This is a genomic window from Pseudoalteromonas sp. PAB 2.2, from assembly GCF_001938575.1.
Classification (GTDB): Bacteria; Pseudomonadota; Gammaproteobacteria; order Enterobacterales; family Alteromonadaceae; genus Pseudoalteromonas; species Pseudoalteromonas lipolytica.
Window position 1 is genome coordinate 417397 of record NZ_LYPI01000008.1, and the last position, 14505, is coordinate 431901.

Below are 14505 nucleotides of genomic sequence, written 5' to 3' on the forward strand. Positions count from 1 at the left end.
TTTATTACATCTTTTCATCGAGCGATGAATCGACATAGTGTGTTACCCAGTCGGTTAACTCTTCGAAGTCCGCTTCAATAAGCGCTAAATCACCGCGAAGGTGTTCCCAAATACCATTTATAATTTCATCAATTGATTCACAGTCTAAGTCATCTGGAAGACGATCCCAAGCCATATGAATCAAGTCGTTGAGCCTTTCAGCTGCAACTTCTTCTTCCCCTTCCCAATCACCGACATCGTGAATGGCAAAAAGGTAATCTTGCACATTTAGCAGATCTTTCATTTCAGATTTGCCTCAAAGCATTTTACCAATGCTTCTAAACCAGCTTGATCATCAGTATCGAATCGACCGATGCTCGGACTATCGATATCAAGCACAGCAAACACGTGACCATCTTTGAAGATTGGTACAACAATTTCAGAGTTTGATGCTGCATCACAAGCAATATGACCTGCAAAAGCGTGAACATCTTCAACTAATTGTGTTTCTTGTGTTTGTGCCGCAGTCCCACATACCCCTTTTCCAACTGGAATACGGATACACGCAGGATTACCTTGAAACGGCCCTAGCACTAATTCTTCTGGCGAATCCAGTAAATAAAAGCCCGCCCAATTTATATCCTCTAATGAGGTAAATAACAACGCACTAATATTCGCCATATTAGCTATGACATTGGGTTCACCAGCGATCAGCGATTCAGTTTGTTTAACTAATGACTGGTAAAAATCTTGCTTTTGCATACCAAACTACTTCTTATTAAACATACAGTAGCTAAAGGTACTCTTTGTAGGCGATAAATGAAACCTTTTAAGGGCAAAAAAAAACATTTTGCCCTTAATTTCAGTCAGCTTGATTAAATATTCTGCTATTGATGAGATGTTTGAGATGGTAGACCCTGTCGCAAGCCAAATAAAAATAATCCTGCGGCCAATGCAGACATAATTGCATTTACAATAAACGCCATACCTGATGTCGCACTTAGCAAGTAACTAAAAATAGCACCCCCGAGTAAACCCAAAGTAAGAACGCCTGAATAGTTTACTTTTGCGTACTTGTACATAAGCAGATAACCAGGCACAACAAATGCTGCCATTGTAAGGCCAACAATATGTGCATTTGCAATCGCGTTCATAAATAAATTGAAAAAGATACGCCAGCCATTTCCTTCTAGCGTCAATGCGTAATACACACCGAGTACACAGCCAATAATGACGGGTGATAATAATGAAAGTCCTACACTCTTTGCTAAACGATGTTTCATAAATTCCCTAATTTCACAAAGATAATACGAGAAGTATTAAGCATGGACTAACTCGGTAGAATACGAAATATCGACCATAGTCGTAATTTAAAAACAGCAGAAACAAAAAAGCCGCTGAATTAGATTCAGCGGCTTTTATAATGGTGGAGAGATAGGGATTTGAACCCTAGAGGGGCTACAAACCCCTGCCGGTTTTCAAGACCGGTGCATTCGACCACTCTGCCATCTCTCCGAGTGCGGAAAAACTACTCGCTTTCGCCAGTAGTAAAAATAATGGTGGAGAGATAGGGATTTGAACCCTAGAGGGGCTACAAACCCCTGCCGGTTTTCAAGACCGGTGCATTCGACCACTCTGCCATCTCTCCGACGGCGTGCATAATAGATAAGGCAGCTTAGTTTGTGAAGCTTTTTTTTCAAAAAACTGTTTAAGTGATTAAAAAACAACTAAATCGTTCAGCAAAAACACAATGCGAGCCAAATTGTGAACAATCTGAACTTTTTTATTATTTATCGTGTCTATTGATCTACAAAGGTTTGCCCAAATATATAACTCTTGATAGGCTTAGTTCAGTTTAACTATTGGAACTAACGAACATATCAGTTCATTTAAGGAGCTCTAACAATGGCGTTTAATCAATCGTACAATACCGCTAGACCGGTTATGTCGACCATTGAAACAAATAAAGTACTAAAAAACACGTATTTTTTACTTGCTATGACACTGGCTTTCAGTGCCATCACTGCAGGTATTTCAATGGCAATGAACCTACCTTACTTTATGGGTATAGTATTTAGCTTAGTTGCGTTTGGTGTGCTTTTTGTGGTGCATAAAAAGGCAGACAGCGCATCGGGTGTTGCATGGGTATTTGTTTTTACGGGGTTGATGGGAGCAGGCTTAGGTCCGATTCTTAACTACTACGCAGCAATGCCAAATGGTCCAATGCTTATTATGCAAGCACTGGGTTCAACCGCACTTATTTTCTTTGGTTTATCGGCGTATGCGCTAACGACCAAAAAAGATTTCTCATTTATGGGCGGCTTTTTAACCGTAGGCTTAATCGTTGTTATCATTGCAAGCTTAGTCAATTTATTCATCGGCAGCTCAATCACGTTTATGGTGATAAATGCAGCAGTTGTGTTAATTATGTCGGGTTTAATCTTGTTCGACACAAGCCGCATTATTAACGGCGGTGAAACAAACTACATTCGTGCCACCGTTGCACTGTACTTAAACGTGTATAACCTATTCACTTCGCTTCTACATCTACTTGGCGCAAGTGATGACTAATTAAATAGTTCTGTTAAAATAGCCCCTTTCTAGGGGCTTTTTTATTGGATGCGTTTTGGCACAATTTGTACTTTCACTTCACACCGCACCGACCGATCATGACTGTACGCAACGTCTGATTAAATTTACACAGGCTTGCCTTGATTCAGGGCACACAATTTCAGCTGTTTTTTTGTATCAAGCAGGTGTGTATCACGCCAGTCAACATTTAGAACTCGCCAGTGACGAGTTACCTGTTAGTCGTTTATGGCAAGAACTCAACGCTAAAAGTATCCCACTTTTACTGTGTGTTACCGCGGCAGAAAAGCGTGGTTTAGACATCGAAAATACAGGGGTATTCACCGTCGCAGGTCTGGCCGAGTTTGCTATGCTCGCTGCGGATGCTGATAAATGGGTGCAATTTAAATGAAGAACATTTTAGTAATTAGCCAACATGGCCCGTTTGACGATCAGCATATGCGTGAATCACTCGACACCACACTGATATTTGCTGCCATTGAGCAAAATATTAGTTGGTTACTCAGTGGCGATGCTGTACTGGCACTCAAAAAACACCAACAACCTGAAGTATTGGGAATTAAAAACTATTTTAAAACCATTAAAACGCTTGAGTTATATGATGTTGAAAACATTTACGTTTGCGAAAAATCACTGATGGATTTTAATTTAACCAAAGATAATTTAATTATTGATGTAAAAGTCGCTAATTTTGAACAGCAGCGCCTCTTAATAAGTCAGCAGCACCAGGTGGTGACTCTATGAGTACCTTGCATATTTTTTCAAAACCTTTGTCGCACTACTGCACCAATGCACTTGAAAATTTAATCAGCAGTGATGACACTGTGCTGCTTGTCGGTGATGCTTGCTACAACATTAAACAGTACAGACAATTTTCTGCTGCTTTGCATTTATTAAAAGAAGATGCCACAGCGCGTGCCATTACGCTTAGCGAATATGATGTCGATATTGACTACAACCAGTTTGTTGAACTGACTTTAACTAGCCAAAACACTATCACGTGGTAAACCATGCTCGAATTTAATAACAAACAAATAGACACTGATAAACAAGGTTATTTACTCAACAGCGCAGATTGGAGTGAAGCACTGGCTCCTATAATTGCTGAGCAAGAAAACATAACCCTGACTGCACAGCATTGGGAAGTCGTGCATTTTGTTCGCGACTTTTATTTAGAATACAACACCAGTCCAGCTATTCGTATGCTAGTAAAAGCAATGGCACAAAAACTCGGCGAAGAAAAAGGCAACAGCATGTATCTATATAAGCTGTTTCCAAAAGGCCCTGCGAAGCAAGCTACAAAAATTGCAGGTTTACCAAAGCCAGCAAGGTGTATTTAATGGCACACAAACCTACGAGTAAACCGCGTCGCAGTAATGGGCGACGTTATTCAAGACCCACACTAAAACGTGAAGTAAAAGAACCCTTAAGCCCAGAGCAACGCAAAGTTGTGCTGTTCAATAAGCCATTTGATGTATTGTGCCAATTTACGGATGATCAAAATCGTAAAACTCTGGCTGATTTTATAAACATCAAAGACGTTTATGCTGCAGGTCGCCTCGACAGAGACAGCGAGGGCCTATTGCTACTCACCAATTGTGGAAAATTACAGCACACATTGACTGAGCCACATAAAAAGACCGCTAAAACTTACTGGGTGCAAGTCGAAGGCGATGTTACCGACGAAGCCATTTATGCGCTCAATAAAGGTATAGAGCTTAAAGATGGCATGACCAAACCAGCCAAAGTTAAACGCATTGATGAACCGACCTTGTGGCCTCGAACCCCACCGGTAAGAGAGCGTAAAAACATTCCGACTAGTTGGCTTGAAATCTCAATAACTGAAGGACGAAATCGTCAAGTAAGGCGCATGACAGCCCATGTTGGTTTCCCGACCTTAAGACTTATCCGTTACAGCATTGGCAAATATACCCTTGCAGGATTAGCAAGTGGCGAATATAAAGTAGTGAATAACCCAGATGCATAAACCTCATGTCACTGTTGCCGCTATCGTTACCAGTAAAAACAAGTTTTTACTGGTAAAAGAGCGTGATAAACACACCGGCGAAATTTGCTACAATCAACCTGCTGGGCATTTAGAAGCACACGAGACCGTGAGCGAAGCAGCAAGTCGTGAACTATACGAAGAAACGGGTTTAACGCTCTCCCCTTCACATCTTGTGGGTATTTATAATCTGCATGCCACAAATGGTGTACACTACATGCGATTTAGTTTTGCGTTTAGTTGCGCAGAGCAGCTCCCCCCTTCACCTATTGATAGCGATATTATAAGCGCTCACTGGTTCAGCTTAGACGCCATAAAAGAGCTGCCACTCAGAAGCCCTCTGGTTTTAAAGTGTATTGAAGATCATCTCGCAGGACATGCCTATCCTCTGAGCCTGATTTACCAATAACGACGCGTGTTATTTACCAATAATGACGATTGTTTTGATTAACGCTGTTAAATAAAAGCGATTTATTACAGTAGCAAGCAAATAACCACTATTTGCAATCAATAGCGCGCCTAAATTACGTTTAATCCTAACTGAAACTCGCATCTTGAAGTGGTTTGGGTATATAATATCGGCCTTTCCACAGCAGTTAAAAAATGACAGCGAATATTATGAGCGAAAATAGTCACATTAAAGTCATCGTTGGTATGTCCGGCGGTGTTGATTCTTCTGTATCAGCGTATTTATTAAAGCAACAAGGCTATCAAGTAGAAGGCCTGTTCATGAAAAACTGGGAAGAAGACGATAATGATGAATATTGCGCTGCTGCAGAAGATCTTAAAGACGCACAAGCCGTGTGCGATAAACTAGGTATTGAACTACATACTGTTAACTTTGCAGCAGAATACTGGGATAACGTGTTTGAGTACTTTTTAGCAGAGTACAAAGCAGGTCGCACACCTAATCCAGACATCATGTGTAACAAAGAAATCAAATTCAAAGCCTTTCTAGAATTTGCAGCTGAAGCGCTAGGTGCCGATTATATCGCCACGGGTCATTATGTGCGCCGTGAAAAGCGAGACGACAAATATGTTATGTGCCGTGGCCTTGATGACAACAAAGATCAAAGCTACTTTTTATACACACTAAGTCATGAGCATATTGCACAAACACTTTTCCCTGTTGGTGATATTGCCAAGCCAGACGTTCGTCGCATTGCCGAAGAACAAGATTTAATAACGCACGATAAAAAAGATAGCACCGGTATTTGCTTTATTGGTGAGCGTAAATTTAAAGACTTTTTACAAAAATTCTTACCGGCACAACCGGGCAAAATTGAAGACACTGATGGTAACGAAGTCGGTGAGCACGAAGGTCTTATGTACCATACCCTTGGCCAACGAAAAGGCCTGTTAATTGGCGGTATGAAAGAAGGTTCAGGCGAGCCTTGGTATGTTGTAGACAAAGACATTGCACGCAATGTTTTAGTGGTTGGTCAAGGTAAAGATCACCCTCGCTTATACAGTAATGGCTTAAATGCTAACCAACTTCACTGGGTTGACCGTGTTGGGCCAAAGGGCACGACGCGTTGTACAGTGAAAACACGCTATCGCCAAGAAGACATCAGCTGTACATTGCTGGTTGGTGAAGATGGTATGGCACGCGTATTATTCGATGAGCCACAAAAAGCAGTGACACCAGGCCAATCAGCCGTTTTTTATGCTGACGAAGTATGCCTCGGTGGCGGTATTATCGATTCGGTGATCAAATAATGACAGAGCACCAAGTCATGGCATTAGCCGCCATGTGTCAAGTTGCTAAACAGGTTCAAAAAGTAGCGCAATATGGCAGTGGTAGCGATCACGAATTAGAAAAATTACTCAACTGTATTGTAGAAACGTCACCGAATACCCCTGAAGATGTATACCAGGGAAAACATAATTTACGTGAGGGTTATCGCGTGTTGACTGCCCAGCTTTCAGCAGGCGCCGACAAAGACGTTGAAATCGTAAAGTATGTAGGTGGCTTAATGCAGTTAGAACGTGCATTAAGTGCAAAACAAAACAGTTTAAATGAATTAGGTCGACGTATCGATGATGTAAAACGACGCCTCGACCATTTTGCAATCACAGATGATACCGTGGTCGCAGCGCTTGCCGATATTTACTCATCGGTGCTAAGCCCCCTTGGGCATCGTATTCAAGTGTACGGCAAGCCAGAGTTATTAAAGCAGCAACTCACGCAAAACAAAATCCGCGCTCTCCTTTTAGCCGGAATTCGTAATGCCGTGTTATGGCGACAAATGGGCGGTAAACGCCGTCACTTTTTCTTTGCGAAAAGAAAAATTCTCGCTATTGCTAAACAGTATATTTAATTATCGTTCAAACTAGACAATTTAGGAGTCATTATGGAGCTTTCAGCGTTAACCGCTATCTCTCCGGTAGATGGTCGCTATGGCAGCAAGACCACGGAACTACGCAGCATTTTCAGCGAATTTGGTTTAATCAAATACCGTGTAACTGTTGAGGTTCGTTGGTTACAAGCCTTGTCTGCAGCAAGCGCAATCACAGAAGTACCGGCATTTAGCGACGAGGCTAATGCTTTACTTAATGCCATTGTTGATAACTTTAGCGAAGCTGACGCAGCACGCGTTAAAGAAATCGAGCGCACAACTAACCACGACGTTAAAGCCGTTGAATATCTACTGAAAGAAAAAGTAGCTGACAACGCAGAGCTTAACGCAGTGAATGAGTTTATTCATTTCGCATGTACATCAGAAGACATTAACAACCTATCTCACGGCTTAATGTTAACTGAAGCGCGTGACAAAGTGTTACTTCCTTACTGTGATCAACTCCTAAATGCTTTAAAAGAAAAAGCAGTTGAATATAAATCTGTTGCTATGATGACTCGTACACACGGTCAGCCTGCAACACCTTCAACAATGGGTAAAGAGTTTGCAAACGTCTACATGCGCTTAAAGCGTCAACGTGACCAAATTGCTCAAGTTGAAATGCTAGGTAAAATCAACGGTGCAGTAGGTAACTACAATGCCCACCTAAGTGCATACCCAGATTACGATTGGCACAACCATGCTGAACAATTCGTTACGAGTCTTGGTTTAACATTTAACCCATTCACAACACAAATCGAGCCACACGATTATATTGCAGAGCTTTTTGATGCAATTGCACGTTTCAATACTGTGCTACTTGATTTTGACCGTGACGTTTGGGGTTACATTGCTCTTAATCACTTTAAACAAAAAACGATTGCGGGTGAAATTGGTTCATCAACAATGCCACATAAAGTAAACCCGATCGATTTTGAAAATTCTGAAGGTAACTTAGGTATTGCAAATGCAATCTTTGCTCACCTTGCGCAAAAACTGCCTGTATCTCGCTGGCAACGTGACCTAACTGATTCAACCGTTTTACGTAACCTGGGTGTGGGCATGGGCTATACCCTAATTGCTTATCAAGCAACGTTAAAAGGTGTTAGCAAACTTGAAGTTAACGAACCGCGCCTTTTAGAAGAACTTGATCAAAACTGGGAATTACTTGCTGAGCCTATTCAAACAGTCATGCGTAAATACGGTATCGAAAAGCCGTACGAAAAGCTTAAAGACTTAACACGTGGTAAACGTGTTAACAAAGAAATCATGGCTGATTTCATTGATGGTCTTGATTTACCAGAAGAAGCAAAAGTTGAAATGAAAAAATTGACACCGGCAAACTATATTGGCCGTGCTGTTGAGTTCATTGATAACTTAGCATAAATTGCGTATGTGACTTTAAAAAGCGAAAGGCCTTCCTTTCGCTTTTTTATTACTTTTAATCATGCCAACTTGCTCAATTAATACCATCTTGCTTACTTAAGTGGTTTATTTTGAGGCAATAAAACCGCGTTGATAACAGGCAAAAATTTAGTTATTTAGTTGTTCTAAATCAGAAATTTTAACGCTGGTAGCGACTGGTTTAATCACTCAAGATGATTAAGTATTTTTGCACATTGGTATAACTCAACAGCTTGGTATTAGGTACCTATATGTATCAACTAACTATTAATTCGCTTACTCCGCAGCAATTCCTAAGCGAGTATTGGCAGAAAAAACCGCTACTTATTAAACAAGGTTTTAGTGATTTTCAAGATCCAATTGAGCCAGAGGAGTTAGCTGGACTTGCAATGGAAGACAGCATTGAGTCACGTATCATCACCAATCATGCTGATGACTGGCAGGCATACCACGGCCCATTCGAAGACTTTAGCTTACTAACAGAAAAGAATGCCACATTGCTAGTACAAGCCGTTGATCATTGGCATGCAGATGCAGCTCAATTACTTGAACCATTTCGTTTTATTCCAAACTGGCGAATTGATGATCTGATGATAAGTTACTCAACACCAGGGGGTGGCGTGGGTCCGCATCTAGACCAATATGATGTATTTATCATTCAAGGTCTTGGCAAACGTCATTGGCGTGTTGGTTTACCTGATGCAAACTTAAAACAATTCGCTCAAAATAAAAGTCTACTTCAAGTAGAACAATTCCCTGCTGTAATTGATTGTGTATTAGAGCCTGGCGATATTTTGTATATTCCTCCAGGTTGCCCACATGAAGGCTATGCAGTTGAAAATGCTCTTAACTACTCAGTGGGTTTTAGAGCACCTAATCAACGAGACTTACTCTCACAATTTGCCGATCACCTAATTGATACTGAACTTGGCAATACACGCTATGGCGATAGCAAGCTGACACTGCGCGATTCTAAAGGTGAGCTAAACAACCTAGAAGCCGAGCAAATTAAACAGCTCATGATCGCAGCCATCGATGATAATACAGTGTTTAAAACCTGGCTTGGTAACAGTTTAAGTCAACCAAAACACGATATGGACTTAGCGCCTTTAGAAGAGCCCTACACGGTTGATCAAGTACGTGAGCTGCTCACTGATGAAACGCTGGTTTTTGAACGTTTAGGTGGTACACGCGCTATTTATCAAATTATTGATGATAAAGTTCTTTTAAGTGTTAACGGTATAAACTACCTGCATGAAATGAGTGCACTTGCCGATATCAAAAGGCTTACAGACCAAAGCTGGCTGACAGCAGACGATATAAATAGTTCAAAAAATAACCACGACTTTTTAAAAACATTTACTACACTTTTAAATGAGGGTATTTGGTTTTGTTAGGAGCGTGTGCTTATGGGGTATCATATTGACGAAGTTGAATGGAGTATCGACAAGGAACTCTTACAACGGATCAGAGAACGTGTATTTGTATATGAGCTTCATATACCAAAACACGTTGAATTTGATCATTTAGATAAAACAGCCCATCACGTGCTCGTTACAGACGATGGAAAATGCCCAGTTGCCACTGGGCGTTTGTGTAATGATGGCTTGATTGGGCGCATTGCCGTCTTACCAGAGCATCGCAACCGTTCGGTCTATAAATCACTGCTAACCTACTTAGTTAATATGGCTGAAAAGCAAGGCTGTGATTGCGTCAGTATTAATTGTATTTTAAATGAAGTTGAACGATTTAAACGAAATGGTTTTGCTGCTGATGGCTTAGTATTTATGGAAGCGGGTATTCCTAGACAGCGAATGCTTTGCCCTATAAAACAGTTTGATACGCGACCATTCACGATGGTTCATTAGTGACTTTTGTCATTTTCATAAAAAAGCTGAATAAAATTATTCAGCTTTTTTTTATAATTAAAATGCGATTACGCGGGCTCATTCTGCCACATTTCATCTTTTTCGAATAACTCATACAAACCATGAGCGCGATTAATCAGTAGGTTAGCAAAATCAACTTTCGTTTTATCTGTTGCACCAGATTCCATCAACTGATCTGCTTTTAATTGCCACTGCATTGAGAAATAACGTAAGACTTCGCGTGGGTTTGCAGCCGCGCCCGCTTCAGCATGATCGGTAGGCAATCGACCCGTAATCACCCAATAACTTTTACCATTTTGCGCTTTGAACTTCCAAATTGCGACTAGCGGTGCAATAAAACGGCTTTCTTTTTCAACAACAGTTTGCGGTATAACACCTTTTTCAGCTAAGTGCTTTTGTGCATTTTGGAAACATTCTCTTTGCCAAATAACACTTTGCTTTTGTGCTTCTGCTTGTTCTTCAGGTGTTAATGGTCTCGCTTGTTTTTGTTCCATGATGGTTACTCTTTTACAACATTTCAGACACTTTAAGGCTTAATATTGAGCTGTGCAAGTGTTTAGGGGTAAACGAAGTGCATTTGGATATTATTCACCCAAGTTAAAAGGAAGAGCCCGGTTCCGTTAAAAATTGCAGCTCTTCTTGCGTTGATTCTCGCCCTAAAATGGCATTTCGGTGGGGATAACGACCAAATCTATCAATGATCAACTTGTGTTTTAGTTCAAATTCATAATTAGGCAGGCCCCTAAATAATTGTAAGGCCTGCTGATGAATCGCTTTTGATTCACTGTGCATAAAAGGCATATAAATAAAGGCTGCTTGTTCAGTCGGTAGTGCCTTGTCAAAGCCTAATTCGATTGCACGCTGAGCAAGAGTTAGCGCTTGGGCATCTTGGCTAAAAGCACGCGGTGAATTGCGATAAATATTACGAGAGAACTGATCTAAAACAATGATTTCTGCTAAAGAGCCTATCGCATCGACTCGCCAATTAGCGCACTCTCCTGCTATTACCTGCAAAAGTAACGGTGCGTATTTATCAGTAATTAACCTATCTAATTCATCGGACTGCTGATACCAAGCCGAAGGCCCTAAATCATTAAACCAAAAATCAATAACTGATTGCTTATCCATGCACTCGTCTCCTACATTTAATTGCCTAGCACTTTTGCTGGGTCTACACGGGTGGCTTGCCATGCAGGATATAAAGTGGCCAGTATCGCTAACACAAAGGTCACAATAACGGTGATCACAATATCTTGCCAGACTAATTTACTGGGTAAAAACTCAATAAAATAAACACCTTGTAAAGGGTTGTCGCCCAAAAGGTTACTCAGCCAAGTAAATAATTCGCTGATATTTAACGCCACCATTACACCGATAATAGTGCCAAGTACAACCCCTATTAGCGCCTGTGTAAATCCCTGCATCACAAACGTTGCTAAAATAGTACTGTCTTGTGCGCCCATGGTTTTTAGAATGGCAATATTTGCTTGTTTTTCGCGTACCTCCATCACCAAAGATGACACGATATTAAAGCTCGCCACAGCAATGATTAAAAACACCACAATATAAACAATGGTGCGCACCATTTGAATGTCTTGATACAAGCTGCCCTGCGTTCTAAACCAACTCGAGACATACACATAATCAGGGATAACTTGGCCAACACGCATCGCGATTTGATGAGCATTAAAAACATCATCCACTTTTAAACGTAAACCTGTAACCTGATCTTCACTAAAACCCAATACTGATTGTGCTTTATCTAAACGAATAAAAGCAGCCGTTTCATCAATAGGTCCACCCATGTTAATTATGCCAGCCAAGTTTAAACTAACCCGTTTTGGTGCAAGCAAGGTGTTACTTTGCTGGTTAATTTGCGGGATTAACAAAGTAACAGGATCCCCTATTTTCAACCCTAATTTATTAACAACTTGCTGACCTAAAAGAATATCTTCTTGTTGCAGCTGGCTAACCAGTCGGCCTTGAGTAAATTGATTAATCGCTGATACTTGGTTTTCAAATTCGCTAGCAACTCCACGTACCTCAACAGCCTTTAAATCACTTTTAAATTGCGCCATGCCATTCACGCTAATAAAAGGCGCTGCTCCCACTACACCAGATTGCGAGTTAAGTAGGCTTACTTTTGACTGCCAATTATTAATCGGTTTATTCGGCGCAACATATTCAACCTGAGGCACGACAGACAGTAAACGATGAACAAGCTGTTGCTCAAAACCATTAATAACCGAAAGGGCAACGATTAAAACCGCCACGCCCAATAAAATACCAATTGTCGATGCTTTAGCTATAAAGCTAACAAAACCGTTTTGCCCATCTTTGTGTCCTGAGTGCGCTCTAAAACGCTTCGAAATAAACGCACTAAGCAACATGCTGAGACTCTTTAATCGCTAATTTTCCATCGTCAAGATAAGCAATCTTCCCAAGCTTATCAGCAAGTTCTAAATCGTGTGTTACTACCACAAAGCTGGTTTTTAAGCTGCTGTTTAACTCTTTAATGAGGTCGTATATTTTAATCGCATTTTGCTTATCTAAGTTGCCGGTAGGCTCATCGGCAAGCACTAAAGCGGGCTCTGTCACCAATGCACGCGCAATTGCGACACGCTGACGCTCACCACCAGACAAAGCCGATGGTTTATGTTCACTACGATGCGACAACCCTACTTTATCAAGCATAACCCGTGCTTTTTCAGTCGCGTCCTTGGCACTTAATCCCTTTATGAGTAACGGCATTGCAACGTTTTCAACTGCCGTAAACTCCATTAATAAATGATGAAATTGATAAATAAACCCTAAATTCTCATTACGGAAATTAGCTTGTTGCTTACGATTTAGTTTACCGACTTGTTTACCTTTAATTTCAACTTTACCGTCTGTGGCACCATCAAGCGTACCTAAAATATGTAGTAACGTGCTTTTTCCTGAACCCGAGCTGCCAACAACAGCGAGCATTTCACCTTGCTCTAAGCTCAAGTTAACCCCTTTTAATACTGCAACTTGGTTTTCGCCATCTTGATACACTTTATTAAGCTGCTGACACTTGATTACTAACTCACTCATAACGTAATACCTCTGCTGGGTTCACTTTTGCAGCTTTACGGGCAGGATACAACGTTGCTAAAAAGCTCATTGCAATACTACCGGCGGCAATTAGGCTTAAACTGACTACATCAAATTTAACAGGTAAACGCATGCCTGCGAGTAAATTGATGCCAAACATATTCAATAATTCATTAATGTACTGACTAAACAACACACCCAGTAATGCACCAATGCTGGTGCCAATTAAACCGTTATACAGACCTTGGATCATAAATACATTTTGTACTTGTGCTGGTGTTAGCCCTAAGGTTTGCAAAATAGCGACTTCACTTTGCTTTTCACTCACCATCATGGTTAAAGCCGAGACGATATTAAACACCGCAACTAATACTATTAATCCCAGTAACATAGACATGATGCGCTTTTCCATGGCCACTGCTGCGAATAAGGTGCCTTGGCTATCGCGCCAGTCTGTGTGTTCAACGTCTTTAAATATATACGCATGACTTTTAAGCACCTGCTCAACGGCAAATGGTTCATGCAAAGAAACACTCAAATTAGGGGCAACTGATTGTGAGAGCTTTAAAACACGCTGCAATGAATAGCCGCTAGTAAATGCAAGTGACATATCGATTTCAGATTGTGTTTCGTACAGCGCTGCAACCGTAAATAAACGCTGGCTAGGTACTCGACCAAGCGGAGTATAGGTGCTTGCATTTGGCATGATCACCCGTACTTTGTCACCCAACGAAATACCCAGTTTACGACTTAAATAACGGCTTATTGCTATGTGATAATTTTCATCCATGACTAGTGACCAATTACCTGCCACTATTTTTTCTTTAATGTTATATAACGAGCTCCCATCATCATATAAGCCTTGTAAGAGCACACCATGAAGGTCTTGATTAGTTTGTAAAATAGCCTCTCCATGACGATACAAATTGACTTGTTTTACAGCAGGAGACTCCGACAGCTGTGACTTAATACGCGACATGGCTTCTTTAGACTGTGACTTAGCGTCCACTTCAATATGCGGGATCAAACCTAACATATTAGTCTTGAGGTTATTTTCAAAACCATTCATTACAGAGCTTACGGTAAAAAGAGCCATTAAACCGATAGCAATGCCCGCAATAGAAAAAAACGAAATAAAAGAGATAAAGGCGTTGCCCTTTGAGGAGCGGCTATATCTCAGCCCTATAAAAAGGCTAACAGGTTGAAACATAAGTAATTATAG

General features: G+C 40.9%; 20 protein-coding genes and 2 tRNA genes. 12 read left to right on the forward strand and 10 right to left on the reverse strand.

Annotated elements, in window-relative coordinates; genetic code table 11:
• Positions 1–4: 4 nt before the first annotated feature.
• From BWD47_RS05905 to BWD47_RS05925, 5 genes are all read right to left on the reverse strand, one after another.
• Positions 5–283 carry a hypothetical protein gene (locus BWD47_RS05905; RefSeq protein ID WP_036968711.1) on the reverse strand — a complete coding sequence of 93 codons (279 nt, stop codon included), beginning with the start codon at positions 281–283 and terminating at the stop codon, positions 5–7.
• The gene (locus BWD47_RS05910) at positions 280–741 is read right to left on the reverse strand and encodes a GAF domain-containing protein (RefSeq protein WP_036968713.1); all 462 of its coding nucleotides are present in this window, start codon (positions 739–741) and stop codon (positions 280–282) included. The genes BWD47_RS05905 and BWD47_RS05910 overlap by 4 nt, the downstream gene beginning before the upstream one ends.
• Positions 742–866: 125 nt before the next feature.
• The gene (locus BWD47_RS05915) at positions 867–1262 is read right to left on the reverse strand and encodes a hypothetical protein (protein WP_036968716.1); all 396 of its coding nucleotides are present in this window, start codon (positions 1260–1262) and stop codon (positions 867–869) included.
• 141 nt (positions 1263–1403) lie between these two features.
• Positions 1404–1494: transfer RNA gene (locus tag BWD47_RS05920), tRNA-Ser, on the reverse strand.
• A gap of 42 nt (positions 1495–1536) precedes the next feature.
• Positions 1537–1627: transfer RNA gene (locus BWD47_RS05925), tRNA-Ser, on the reverse strand.
• A 257-nt stretch (positions 1628–1884) separates the two neighbouring features.
• Between BWD47_RS05925 and BWD47_RS05930 the strand changes: the two genes are divergently transcribed.
• The 12 genes from BWD47_RS05930 (at position 1885) to BWD47_RS05985 (ending at position 10184) form a co-directional block, all read left to right on the forward strand.
• Positions 1885–2550 carry a Bax inhibitor-1/YccA family protein gene (locus BWD47_RS05930; RefSeq protein ID WP_036968718.1) on the forward strand — a complete coding sequence of 222 codons (666 nt, stop codon included), beginning with the start codon at positions 1885–1887 and terminating at the stop codon, positions 2548–2550.
• A gap of 55 nt (positions 2551–2605) precedes the next feature.
• Positions 2606–2959 (forward strand): sulfurtransferase complex subunit TusD, encoded by a 354-nt coding sequence (gene tusD, locus BWD47_RS05935; RefSeq protein WP_065979866.1) that lies wholly within the window; start codon positions 2606–2608, stop codon positions 2957–2959.
• Positions 2956–3312: a sulfurtransferase complex subunit TusC gene (gene tusC / locus BWD47_RS05940; protein WP_075593624.1), complete on the forward strand. Its 357-nt coding sequence runs from the start codon at positions 2956–2958 to the stop codon at positions 3310–3312. Before tusD ends, tusC begins: the two co-directional genes overlap by 4 nt.
• Entirely contained in the window at positions 3309–3575 is a 267-nt protein-coding gene (gene tusB / locus BWD47_RS05945; RefSeq protein WP_065979864.1) for a sulfurtransferase complex subunit TusB, read from the forward strand. The genes tusC and tusB overlap by 4 nt, the downstream gene beginning before the upstream one ends.
• A 3-nt stretch (positions 3576–3578) precedes the next feature.
• A complete protein-coding gene (gene tusE, locus BWD47_RS05950) occupies positions 3579–3908 on the forward strand; it encodes a sulfurtransferase TusE (RefSeq protein WP_036968729.1) in 330 nt (109 codons plus the stop codon).
• Positions 3908–4555 carry an rRNA large subunit pseudouridine synthase E gene (locus tag BWD47_RS05955; protein ID WP_075593625.1) on the forward strand — a complete coding sequence of 216 codons (648 nt, stop codon included), beginning with the start codon at positions 3908–3910 and terminating at the stop codon, positions 4553–4555. Before tusE ends, BWD47_RS05955 begins: the two co-directional genes overlap by 1 nt.
• Positions 4548–4982: an NUDIX hydrolase gene (locus BWD47_RS05960; protein ID WP_075593626.1), complete on the forward strand. Its 435-nt coding sequence runs from the start codon at positions 4548–4550 to the stop codon at positions 4980–4982. The genes BWD47_RS05955 and BWD47_RS05960 overlap by 8 nt, the downstream gene beginning before the upstream one ends.
• A 209-nt stretch (positions 4983–5191) precedes the next feature.
• Positions 5192–6292 (forward strand): tRNA 2-thiouridine(34) synthase MnmA, encoded by a 1101-nt coding sequence (mnmA, locus tag BWD47_RS05965; protein WP_065979989.1) that lies wholly within the window; start codon positions 5192–5194, stop codon positions 6290–6292.
• Positions 6292–6894: a high frequency lysogenization protein HflD gene (gene hflD / locus BWD47_RS05970; RefSeq protein ID WP_075593627.1), complete on the forward strand. Its 603-nt coding sequence runs from the start codon at positions 6292–6294 to the stop codon at positions 6892–6894. The genes mnmA and hflD overlap by 1 nt, the downstream gene beginning before the upstream one ends.
• 33 nt (positions 6895–6927) lie before the next feature.
• Complete coding sequence (gene purB, locus BWD47_RS05975) at positions 6928–8298, forward strand: adenylosuccinate lyase (protein WP_036968740.1); 1371 nt, start codon at positions 6928–6930, stop codon at positions 8296–8298.
• A 269-nt stretch (positions 8299–8567) separates the two neighbouring features.
• Positions 8568–9713, forward strand: a complete 1146-nt coding sequence (locus tag BWD47_RS05980; RefSeq protein ID WP_074988266.1) for a cupin domain-containing protein — start codon at positions 8568–8570, stop codon at positions 9711–9713.
• Between the two features lie 12 nt (positions 9714–9725).
• Positions 9726–10184 carry a GNAT family N-acetyltransferase gene (locus BWD47_RS05985; RefSeq protein ID WP_036968745.1) on the forward strand — a complete coding sequence of 153 codons (459 nt, stop codon included), beginning with the start codon at positions 9726–9728 and terminating at the stop codon, positions 10182–10184.
• Positions 10185–10252: 68 nt separating this feature from the next.
• On the opposite strand, the gene BWD47_RS05990 is transcribed toward BWD47_RS05985, so the two are convergent.
• From BWD47_RS05990 to BWD47_RS06010, 5 genes are all read right to left on the reverse strand, one after another.
• Positions 10253–10699: a DUF4826 family protein gene (locus tag BWD47_RS05990; protein WP_065979860.1), complete on the reverse strand. Its 447-nt coding sequence runs from the start codon at positions 10697–10699 to the stop codon at positions 10253–10255.
• Positions 10700–10802: 103 nt separating this feature from the next.
• Positions 10803–11333: a DUF924 family protein gene (locus BWD47_RS05995; RefSeq protein WP_074988267.1), complete on the reverse strand. Its 531-nt coding sequence runs from the start codon at positions 11331–11333 to the stop codon at positions 10803–10805.
• Positions 11334–11350: 17 nt separating this feature from the next.
• Entirely contained in the window at positions 11351–12595 is a 1245-nt protein-coding gene (locus BWD47_RS06000; protein ID WP_074988268.1) for a lipoprotein-releasing ABC transporter permease subunit, read from the reverse strand.
• Complete coding sequence (gene lolD / locus BWD47_RS06005; RefSeq protein ID WP_036968755.1) at positions 12585–13283, reverse strand: lipoprotein-releasing ABC transporter ATP-binding protein LolD; 699 nt, start codon at positions 13281–13283, stop codon at positions 12585–12587. Before lolD ends, BWD47_RS06000 begins: the two co-directional genes overlap by 11 nt.
• Positions 13276–14493, reverse strand: coding sequence for a lipoprotein-releasing ABC transporter permease subunit (locus BWD47_RS06010; RefSeq protein ID WP_075593628.1), 1218 nt, complete (start codon positions 14491–14493; stop codon positions 13276–13278). The genes lolD and BWD47_RS06010 overlap by 8 nt, the downstream gene beginning before the upstream one ends.
• Positions 14494–14505 lie beyond the last annotated feature (12 nt).

Bases quoted from the DNA above. Each gene is read 5' to 3' on its own strand.
- BWD47_RS05905 (WP_036968711.1), bottom strand. From the start codon at position 283: ATGAAAGATCTGCTAAATGTGCAAGATTACCTTTTTGCCATTCACGAT.
- BWD47_RS05910 (WP_036968713.1), bottom strand. From the start codon at position 741: ATGCAAAAGCAAGATTTTTACCAGTCATTAGTTAAACAAACTGAATCG.
- BWD47_RS05915 (WP_036968716.1), bottom strand. From the start codon at position 1,262: ATGAAACATCGTTTAGCAAAGAGTGTAGGACTTTCATTATTATCACCC.
- BWD47_RS05930 (WP_036968718.1), top strand. From the start codon at position 1,885: ATGGCGTTTAATCAATCGTACAATACCGCTAGACCGGTTATGTCGACC.
- tusC (WP_075593624.1), top strand. From the start codon at position 2,956: ATGAAGAACATTTTAGTAATTAGCCAACATGGCCCGTTTGACGATCAG.
- tusB (WP_065979864.1), top strand. From the start codon at position 3,309: ATGAGTACCTTGCATATTTTTTCAAAACCTTTGTCGCACTACTGCACC.
- tusE (WP_036968729.1), top strand. From the start codon at position 3,579: ATGCTCGAATTTAATAACAAACAAATAGACACTGATAAACAAGGTTAT.
- BWD47_RS05955 (WP_075593625.1), top strand. From the start codon at position 3,908: ATGGCACACAAACCTACGAGTAAACCGCGTCGCAGTAATGGGCGACGT.
- BWD47_RS05960 (WP_075593626.1), top strand. From the start codon at position 4,548: ATGCATAAACCTCATGTCACTGTTGCCGCTATCGTTACCAGTAAAAAC.
- mnmA (WP_065979989.1), top strand. From the start codon at position 5,192: ATGAGCGAAAATAGTCACATTAAAGTCATCGTTGGTATGTCCGGCGGT.
- hflD (WP_075593627.1), top strand. From the start codon at position 6,292: ATGACAGAGCACCAAGTCATGGCATTAGCCGCCATGTGTCAAGTTGCT.
- purB (WP_036968740.1), top strand. From the start codon at position 6,928: ATGGAGCTTTCAGCGTTAACCGCTATCTCTCCGGTAGATGGTCGCTAT.
- BWD47_RS05980 (WP_074988266.1), top strand. From the start codon at position 8,568: ATGTATCAACTAACTATTAATTCGCTTACTCCGCAGCAATTCCTAAGC.
- BWD47_RS05985 (WP_036968745.1), top strand. From the start codon at position 9,726: ATGGGGTATCATATTGACGAAGTTGAATGGAGTATCGACAAGGAACTC.
- BWD47_RS05990 (WP_065979860.1), bottom strand. From the start codon at position 10,699: ATGGAACAAAAACAAGCGAGACCATTAACACCTGAAGAACAAGCAGAA.
- BWD47_RS05995 (WP_074988267.1), bottom strand. From the start codon at position 11,333: ATGGATAAGCAATCAGTTATTGATTTTTGGTTTAATGATTTAGGGCCT.
- BWD47_RS06000 (WP_074988268.1), bottom strand. From the start codon at position 12,595: ATGTTGCTTAGTGCGTTTATTTCGAAGCGTTTTAGAGCGCACTCAGGA.
- lolD (WP_036968755.1), bottom strand. From the start codon at position 13,283: ATGAGTGAGTTAGTAATCAAGTGTCAGCAGCTTAATAAAGTGTATCAA.
- BWD47_RS06010 (WP_075593628.1), bottom strand. From the start codon at position 14,493: ATGTTTCAACCTGTTAGCCTTTTTATAGGGCTGAGATATAGCCGCTCC.